The 7898-nt window shown below is 40.8% G+C and carries 8 protein-coding genes; 7 read left to right on the forward strand and 1 reads right to left on the reverse strand.

What is annotated here, in order from left to right; genetic code table 11:
* From ACO1O5_RS01770 to ACO1O5_RS01795, 6 genes are all read left to right on the forward strand, one after another.
* Positions 1-1620: amidase (locus ACO1O5_RS01770; protein WP_486267890.1), on the forward strand; the 1620-nt coding region annotated here is incomplete at its 5' end.
* A 19-nt stretch (positions 1621-1639) separates the two neighbouring features.
* Positions 1640-3361 carry a gamma-glutamyltransferase gene (ggt, locus tag ACO1O5_RS01775; protein ID WP_486267892.1) on the forward strand — a complete coding sequence of 574 codons (1722 nt, stop codon included), beginning with the start codon at positions 1640-1642 and terminating at the stop codon, positions 3359-3361.
* Positions 3362-3852: 491 nt separating this feature from the next.
* Positions 3853-4284 (forward strand): carboxymuconolactone decarboxylase family protein, encoded by a 432-nt coding sequence (locus tag ACO1O5_RS01780; RefSeq protein ID WP_486267894.1) that lies wholly within the window; start codon positions 3853-3855, stop codon positions 4282-4284.
* Between the two features lie 708 nt (positions 4285-4992).
* A complete protein-coding gene (locus ACO1O5_RS01785; RefSeq protein WP_486267896.1) occupies positions 4993-5157 on the forward strand; it encodes a hypothetical protein in 165 nt (54 codons plus the stop codon).
* A 30-nt stretch (positions 5158-5187) separates the two neighbouring features.
* Positions 5188-5514 (forward strand): hypothetical protein, encoded by a 327-nt coding sequence (locus tag ACO1O5_RS01790; RefSeq protein ID WP_486267898.1) that lies wholly within the window; start codon positions 5188-5190, stop codon positions 5512-5514.
* A gap of 503 nt (positions 5515-6017) precedes the next feature.
* Positions 6018-6176: a lmo0937 family membrane protein gene (locus ACO1O5_RS01795; RefSeq protein ID WP_486267900.1), complete on the forward strand. Its 159-nt coding sequence runs from the start codon at positions 6018-6020 to the stop codon at positions 6174-6176.
* Between the two features lie 506 nt (positions 6177-6682).
* Here the strand turns inward: ACO1O5_RS01795 and ACO1O5_RS01800 are convergent.
* The gene (locus ACO1O5_RS01800) at positions 6683-7033 is read right to left on the reverse strand and encodes a phage holin family protein (RefSeq protein ID WP_486267902.1); all 351 of its coding nucleotides are present in this window, start codon (positions 7031-7033) and stop codon (positions 6683-6685) included.
* A gap of 424 nt (positions 7034-7457) precedes the next feature.
* Between ACO1O5_RS01800 and ACO1O5_RS01805 the strand changes: the two genes are divergently transcribed.
* A partial coding sequence (locus ACO1O5_RS01805; protein ID WP_486267904.1) for a transposase occupies positions 7458-7898 on the forward strand: 441 nt, incomplete at its 3' end.

The raw sequence follows: 7898 nt of genomic DNA on the forward strand, positions 1-7898 counted from the left end.
AGCAGAAGAAAATTTTTAAAAAAAGGGATCGCAGGAAGCATTGCTGCGGTATCTGTCCCTTCATTTTCTTTTGCCCGGAAAGCAATAAATGAAATGACTTCGTCTATTACTTCGTCTCCATTTGAATTGGACGAGATCACGATTGATGAACTGAATGCTGGTTTCAAATCCGGTAAGTACACCATCAGGTCAATCACGGAAAAATATATTCAGCGAATAAAAGAAATTGACAAATCCGGGCCTGCTATTAATAGCATTATTCAATTAAATCCTGATGCATTAAAAATAGCCGATGAGCTCGACAAAGAACTAAAGGAAAAAGGCCCGCGAAGCCCGATGCATGGAATACCGGTTTTGATAAAAGACAATATTGACACGGCAGACAACATGGAAACTACTGCCGGCTCGCTTGCATTGGTTGGTTCAAAGCCGGAGAAAGATTCATTTGTTGTAAAACAACTTCGTGATGCAGGAGCATTGATATTAGGTAAAACAAATTTAAGTGAGTGGGCCAACATGCGTTCCACGCATTCCACCAGCGGATGGAGCGGACGCGGGGGACTTACCAAAAATCCATATGCGCTTGACAGAAATACTTCCGGTTCAAGTTCGGGTTCGGGTGCAGCGGCGGCGGCCAATCTGTGTGCGGTGGCAATAGGCACCGAAACGGATGGTTCTGTCGTTAGCCCTTCCTCGTTACACGGATTGGTTGGTATTAAGCCTACCGTCGGATTGGTAAGTCGTGCAGGCATTATTCCAATTTCACATTCGCAGGACACAGCAGGTCCCATGGCGCGGACTGTTAGCGATGCCGCAATATTACTTAGTACTATGGCAGGTGCCGATGAAGAGGATGAAGCAACACAAAATAAAGAAAGGAAAGCATATCCGGATTACACAAAATTTTTGGATAAAGATGGATTAAGAGGTGCCCGTATCGGTGTGTTGAGGAAATATTTTGGATTTCTTCCTGCTGTTGATAAAATCATAAATGATGCTTTGGAAATATTAAAGCAACATGGCGCTGTATTAGTTGACCCGGTAATAATCGATTCGTTAGGCAAATTTGATGACGCAGAAGGCACTGTATTATCTTATGAACTGAAAGCCGATATGGCTGCTTACTTAAAACATCGTGGTTCCAATACTCCGTTTCATACATTGAAAGACCTCATAGATTTCAACGAAAAAAATGCAGCCAAGGAAATGCCGTTCTTCGGCCAGGAATTATTTTTAGAGGCTGAAAAGAGAGGGCCGTTAACCGACAAGGAATATCTGGAAGCTTTGGACAGGAAATATCGACTCACACGTGAAGAAGGAATTGATGCAGTTATGACCAGGTATAATCTTGATGCAATCGTTTCTCCTACCGATAGCCCGGCGTGGGTAACTGATCTCGTTGACGGCGATCATTTTCTCGGCGGAAGTTCGCAATTGGCTGCTGTTGCCGGCTATCCGCACATAACGGTGCCGGCGGGCCAGGTATTTGGTTTGCCTGTTGGCATTTCATTTTTTGGTAGAGCGTGGAGCGAACCGGTGTTGCTGAAAATCGCTTATGCATATGAGTTAGTCTCCAAAGCTCGCAAGCCTCCGAAGTTTTTACCCACGGTAAATTTTTAAGCCTGACAGATTTAAATAAATGAAAATGATCTCACCTTTCCGCCATGCATTGTCAATAATGCTTCTTGTCTTATCGTTGCCGTTTTTATCACCTGCACAAGACAGGTTATTTGGAAAAGCTTTTGCTACGCGTTCTGTTGTAATGGCGCGGCACGGAATGGCATGTACCAGTCAGCCCCTGGCAACGGAAGCTGCTATTGACATTTTAAAAAAAGGCGGGAATGCTATTGATGCAGCAATTGCGGCCAATTCCGTATTGGGTGTTACCGATCCGGAGATGAATGGAATTGGGGGTGATCTTTTTGCAATTGTCTATGACGCCAAAACAAAAAAATTATATGGACTCAACGCTTCCGGCCGCTCGCCGTATACGCTTACGTTGGACATACTAAAACAACACGGACGGGAATTTCTCCCGGTAAGCGGACCGTTACCCGTATCGGTTCCCGGTTGCGTAGATGGATGGTTTCAGCTTCATAAGAGATTTGGAAAACTACCGATGACAGAGATTCTTGGTTCCGCGATTAACTACGCAAGAAATGGTTTTCCTGTTGCCGACGAAGCGGCATTTTATTATAAGAGTTTAAAAAAATTGTATGGTAACGATGCGAACGTAAAACATGTTTTCATGCCGGATGGAGATGTGCCAAAAAGAGGTGACGTGTTCAAGAATCCATATCTCGCCAATTCCCTGGAGGCTATTGCAAAAGGTGGAAGAGATGTTTTTTATAAAGGTGACATAGCACGGAAGATAGATGAATTTATGAAAGAACGTGGCGGGTATCTTTCTTATAACGATCTTGCCGATCATACATCGCAATGGGTGGAGCCGGTGTCCACCACGTATCGCGGTTATGACGTTTGGGAATTACCACCAAATGGACAAGGTATTGCTGTATTGGAGATGCTGAACATTTTGGAAAAATTTGATTTCAGCAAAATTCCATATGGAAGCGCTGAGCATATCCATCTATTCACCGAGGCAAAAAGACTAGCCTATGAAGATCGTGCAAAGTATTATGCTGATCCTGGTTTTGCAAAGATTCCTGTTGATGCACTAATATCAAAGAAATACGGAGCCGAAAGGGCTAAGTTGATCGATATGGATAAAGCTGTTTCTTCCTTTTCAGCTGGCGATGATGGGCAATTGAAAGGAGGCGAAACCGTATACCTCACCGTTGCAGATGATGAAGGAAACATGGTATCGCTTATTCAAAGCAATTTCGAAGCATTTGGCTCAGGTTTGGTACCGGATAGCCTTGGATTTTTTTTACAAAACCGGGGTTATTTATTCTCATTGAAAGAGGGGCAAAACAATACATATGCTCCGCATAAGCGTCCGTTTCATACTATCATTCCTGCATTTGTTACCAAAGATGGAGTCCCTTACATGAGCTTTGGTGTTATGGGCGGCAGCTTTCAACCTGAGGGCCAGGTGGAAGTGCTCATGAATATGATAGACTTTGGAATGAACATACAGGAAGCGGGTGATGCGCCAAGAATAGATCATGAAGGATCTTCGTCACCAACAGGAGAAGTAAGTAATGGAATCGGCACGATCTATCTCGAATCAGGTTTTTCAGAAGAAACCATTCTTGCATTGGAAAAGATGGGTTATCGCGTTGCAGCCGGTAAGCCCGGTAATTTTGGTGGTTACCAGTGTATCAAATTTGATCCGGAGCGACATGTGTATCACGGAGCATCCGATCCGCGTAAGGATGGAATGGCTGCCGGGTATTAGGAAGCGCCCGTTTTTTTTAGCCCGTTTTTATAGGTATTGCTGTCGTGCCCTTTTTCCACCGGTATCCTTCCCGGATATTCTTGAGTTAATTTAATCTTAAAAAAATGTCGCTATCCCTTAGATATTCGGAAAGGTAAGAAATCATTCAACGAGATTTATTTCCAGATTTCAGTACTCAAATATTTCAACCTTTATTGCCCGCTGGCCCGCAATAGCAATTGTACGATGCATGTTGATTTCATTTATCCGGCTTTATATTTTAGCAGGGTTTTTGTATAAATAGTCAGGTGACGCCGTGAGACCATTTGGTATTATTTATTTATGATGTTATACGGGTCTCTACGCGATGTATCACCATAGCTTGAATACATTCCGGCGGATGAATATTTCACTTATGTCCAATTTGTCCAATGTCGGACGTCATTTAGGTGTAATTTAATTTATCTATCATGAAACAGAGAATGAATTTTTATGAAAAAGGCTACAAAGCCATGAGACCTCTTTTCAGTTTGGGTGCTTATTTGTCAAGGTCGGCAATAGAAGAGGCGTTGTTGGATTTGGTTAGCTTCAGGGTATCCCAAATTAACGGTTGTGCATATTGTTTAGACATGCACTCAAAGGATTTGCGGGTTAAAGGTGAAACGGAGCAACGTTTGTATATGCTTGATGCCTGGCGTGAAGCGCCTATGTACACTGACCGGGAACGTGCCGCACTCGCATGGGCAGAAGCAGTCACAAAGCTTGAAAAGAAAGATGTACCTGATGAGGTGTACGAAGAAGTACTGAGCCAATTTTCAGAAGAAGAGCTTGTTGATTTAACGATGTCAGTTATTGCTATTAATTGTTATAATCGTATAAATGTTGCTTTTCGAACACCCGCTGGAGACTATGTGCCGGGACAACATGCAGCGCTTGCGAGCTAATTACGGAACGTTTGGTCTTCAAACATATTGAAACGATGCATGGAGAAGGAATGTTGCAAAGGCTGGTCCTGGGCGTGTGTTCCTTCTCTCTCGCCAGCCTCCCATTATTCGAGTATGTGGATGTAATGGCAGTTAGCGACTTTTGCAAAATATTTAGACAGAGGTTTTGTAAGAAGTGTAACAGGCAATGATTTCTTAAAGCATTTTTCTAACGATTTTGATCCTTGCGGAGAGGACGGAGTTTCGCACTTTTGTTTTTAATGGGCCAATTTTTAAAGAGACAATTTCATTTGAGAAAGGTGAAATTTTTTATGCAAGATATATGAATGCAAAACAAAAAGACGATTCAACTTATGACGGTGAGCCAAGCGAAAGTAACAATGCGGACAACTCCTTTAAAAACGGCTTTTAGTATTGTGACTTATTATTACAGAAGACAGTTTTGGCATACAGTATTGAAAATATTTGAATAAAAATATCTTCTTCATAGTTGGGTCGTGTAACGTGTTTAAATAATTGGGTGTTACTGCACTTTGTTTGTACCCAAGAAAATTTGTATAAGATTTTTATAGTGCTGTCAGAAATTATCATCATGACAGGCAACCCGGGCTAATTAAAATAGAACTTTCGTCATAGTGTCCATGATTGTAAGTCCGTAGTTGCACTTGTCCGCAGGGGCGGAAACTAAGAATACCGAAACTAACCGTTATGAACACACTAAGCGTAACAGGCAAACGTAGTGCGCTTTTAATGCCTCCATGGTTTTGTAATCAGTTAGCTACATTAATATTATTCCTGGTTAATAAGGTCATAGGACTTTGTGATATTCACCAGTATCGTCACGTTTTGAATGGCATATTATTTGGTTTATAAAATTTTATTTATCATTTAAAAACGCTAATTATGAAAAAGCTAATTCTGGCATTGGTACTGCTCATTTCGTTGGGGAGCGCCGTAGAGGTTAACGCACAGCAGGCGAAAGTCGAGTATTATTATTACCCGTCGTCTAACGTGTACTTCAATCCAAAAACAAGTGATTACGTGTACCTCGATACAACTACTACTAAATGGGTTACCGTAAAAACCCTTCCGGCAAATTTAACCGTCAGTGATAACGACAAGCAGGTTATTTATTACAACGGCACAGACCCGTGGAAAAATAATAGTGCAGATCAAAAAAAGTATAAGGTAAAAAGAGGCGGTAAGAAAGTGAAAGAAAAGAATGATTAACTGCTTTTAAGCTGATATGTTACGCCCTCGTTTTTTTGAAAACGAGGGTTTGTTTTACTCGCCCCGGCAGAACTGAGGTTAACGCATACGGGTGTCCGTTACCATCCCGGAAGAAGTCTATTTCAGATCCAAACAACTGCTGGATGTTGATGCATTTGCTGAGATTTGTTGCAAGCCCTTTAACAGGGTTCCTTCTTTTTTATCGGACAGGTGAAAAAAATATAGAGTTTCAAAACATACATTTTTGATACAACTATATGTGGAAAATTCTTTTGACATCCACGGACGGCAATGGGGGTATGGTAACTTTTGGTTGGTAGACCAAGGACAGTAAGGCTAGTTCTTTTGCTCTTCATTATGAGTATCCATTTCCCCATTTAGTTAATAGAGCACTCCAAACTGGTGAGTTTTTGCCTTGTTAAACGTTTGATTACACGTAAATTTTTTGGCAAGCTATTGAATATATAGGAAGTAATATTCTTTTAACTCAAAAACTATTTAACATGGCAAACATTTTATGGACCGTTGCAGTTATCTGCATAATTATCTGGGCAATATCTTTCCTGGGAGGTTTTTTCACGGGAGGTATCATTCATATTTTACTGGTGATAGCAGTTATAGCTATAATTTATAACCTCATAACCGGTCGCAATGCAGTGTAGGATTTGGGGTTGCGATTATATAAGAAGGTTTTGAATGTGGGTAATTTTGATACAGGTCTTCGTCTGCAAAGGCGAAGACCGTTTTGTTTTAAATATACTGCGTTTCCGCGGTTTTGCACGCAAGCTATTTTTTAAAGAAACCTGAAATAATTTACCTCCAACGGAGGGCTAAAGGGCGCCCTATCGGCAGACCTGAACCTGTCTGCTTTTGCTGGCAAGCCCTGGCAACTTATATTGGGTCTATTTCTGCCGATAGCCGCAATGTAGCTTAGCGCATCTTTACCGGTGAGGCGATGGTGAGCTAAACGCAGTGATGTATTAACGGCTGGTTAAAGGCAGTTATTATAACGGTGATGCCCGTACGATGTAAAAACAATGGCAGGCCATAATTATAAACGCAGCTTCCTGTGACTTTTTTAGTGCAGGTTGATGATTGTGTTTTTCACAATCAAGGTTACTGTAAATTTTTATTCATCGCCTTGAAGGCGATGAATTTAATGATATTCTTACAAGGTCCATTTTCTTTTCAACTTATGGGTTATTGAGGAAACGATCGACAACAAAAGACCAAAAATAAAAGCCCATAGAAAACCATCTATCTTAATTCCTGAAACAAATTTATCGGCGAGCAGAATAATGATAACATTTATCACTAAGAGGAAAAGGCCCAAAGTAATAATTGTAAGAGGCAGGGTAAGAATGATAATAATGGGTTTTACAAATGCATTGAGAAGTGCCAGCACAATCGAAAAAATTATTGCTGTAGTAAACGAATATATTACAACATGAGGTTCCAATAGCTTTGACAATATGTAAACAAAAAGTGCGGTAATAAGGAACTTGATAATCATTCTCATATAAACATTTTTATTTGAATTAATAATAAAAGTACCGAATAATAAACAGTACTCACTCCCGGGGATAGAACCGGCCATACTTTCTCATAAAGGTTAAGTTTGCCCAAACGGGAATTTTCTCCAATTAATTGTTATCGCGGGGATCGTTAAACGGGTGGTCATCGGCATGATGATCGTTATGCTCATCATTCTTCTGATTTCTGCTCCGCTTTGGCAATCTCTGTCGATCCTGTTATTAAAATTTAACAGTATGCGCTTACTTTTCATTTTTTTTAATTCATTGATCATTCTTGTTCATTATATTTCGTATACCCGAATATTTTAAGGCAGCCATTAGCAGGGATGTTTATAAAAATGTCTATCAATTTCAGGCTGTAAGACAATGACCCGTCCTAAAATAACTATACACTAAATTGTATAGTGTATGTCACAAAAAAAGTGCAAGAGCATTCCCAGTACCAGGGATGACCGGACCGCTCGTTTTCACAAAGACCTGGTTGCACAGATTGTCGGCGAAGTTGAAGAAGGTCTAAGCCGCAAAGAAGCTTGTTCCAGGTATGGAATGGCTTATAGTACCCTTGGAGAATGGATGTCAAGATTTGGATCAGCCGAATACCATGCTGGTAAAAGGTTACATTTTTCAATTCATCAGAGAAGAAGCATCATACGTGCAATTCAGCAAAAAAGGATGACCAAAGCTGAAGCTCACTTAATCCATAAAGTGGGAAAGAAAACGCTTTCAACCTGGTTGCGTGAAGCGAAACAGGAAGATAACGATCTTGTTGGCTTTAATCAGCAAAATATGACTGCAAAACAGATTGATTATTCAGGTATTGAGCTTCAACATGAACTCGCAGAAGCCAGG

The sequence above is a fragment of the Ginsengibacter sp. genome (assembly GCF_057362405.1).

Bases quoted from the DNA above. Each gene is read 5' to 3' on its own strand.
- ggt (WP_486267892.1), top strand. From the start codon at position 1,640: ATGAAAATGATCTCACCTTTCCGCCATGCATTGTCAATAATGCTTCTT.
- ACO1O5_RS01780 (WP_486267894.1), top strand. From the start codon at position 3,853: ATGAGACCTCTTTTCAGTTTGGGTGCTTATTTGTCAAGGTCGGCAATA.
- ACO1O5_RS01785 (WP_486267896.1), top strand. From the start codon at position 4,993: ATGAACACACTAAGCGTAACAGGCAAACGTAGTGCGCTTTTAATGCCT.
- ACO1O5_RS01790 (WP_486267898.1), top strand. From the start codon at position 5,188: ATGAAAAAGCTAATTCTGGCATTGGTACTGCTCATTTCGTTGGGGAGC.
- ACO1O5_RS01795 (WP_486267900.1), top strand. From the start codon at position 6,018: ATGGCAAACATTTTATGGACCGTTGCAGTTATCTGCATAATTATCTGG.
- ACO1O5_RS01800 (WP_486267902.1), bottom strand. From the start codon at position 7,033: ATGAGAATGATTATCAAGTTCCTTATTACCGCACTTTTTGTTTACATA.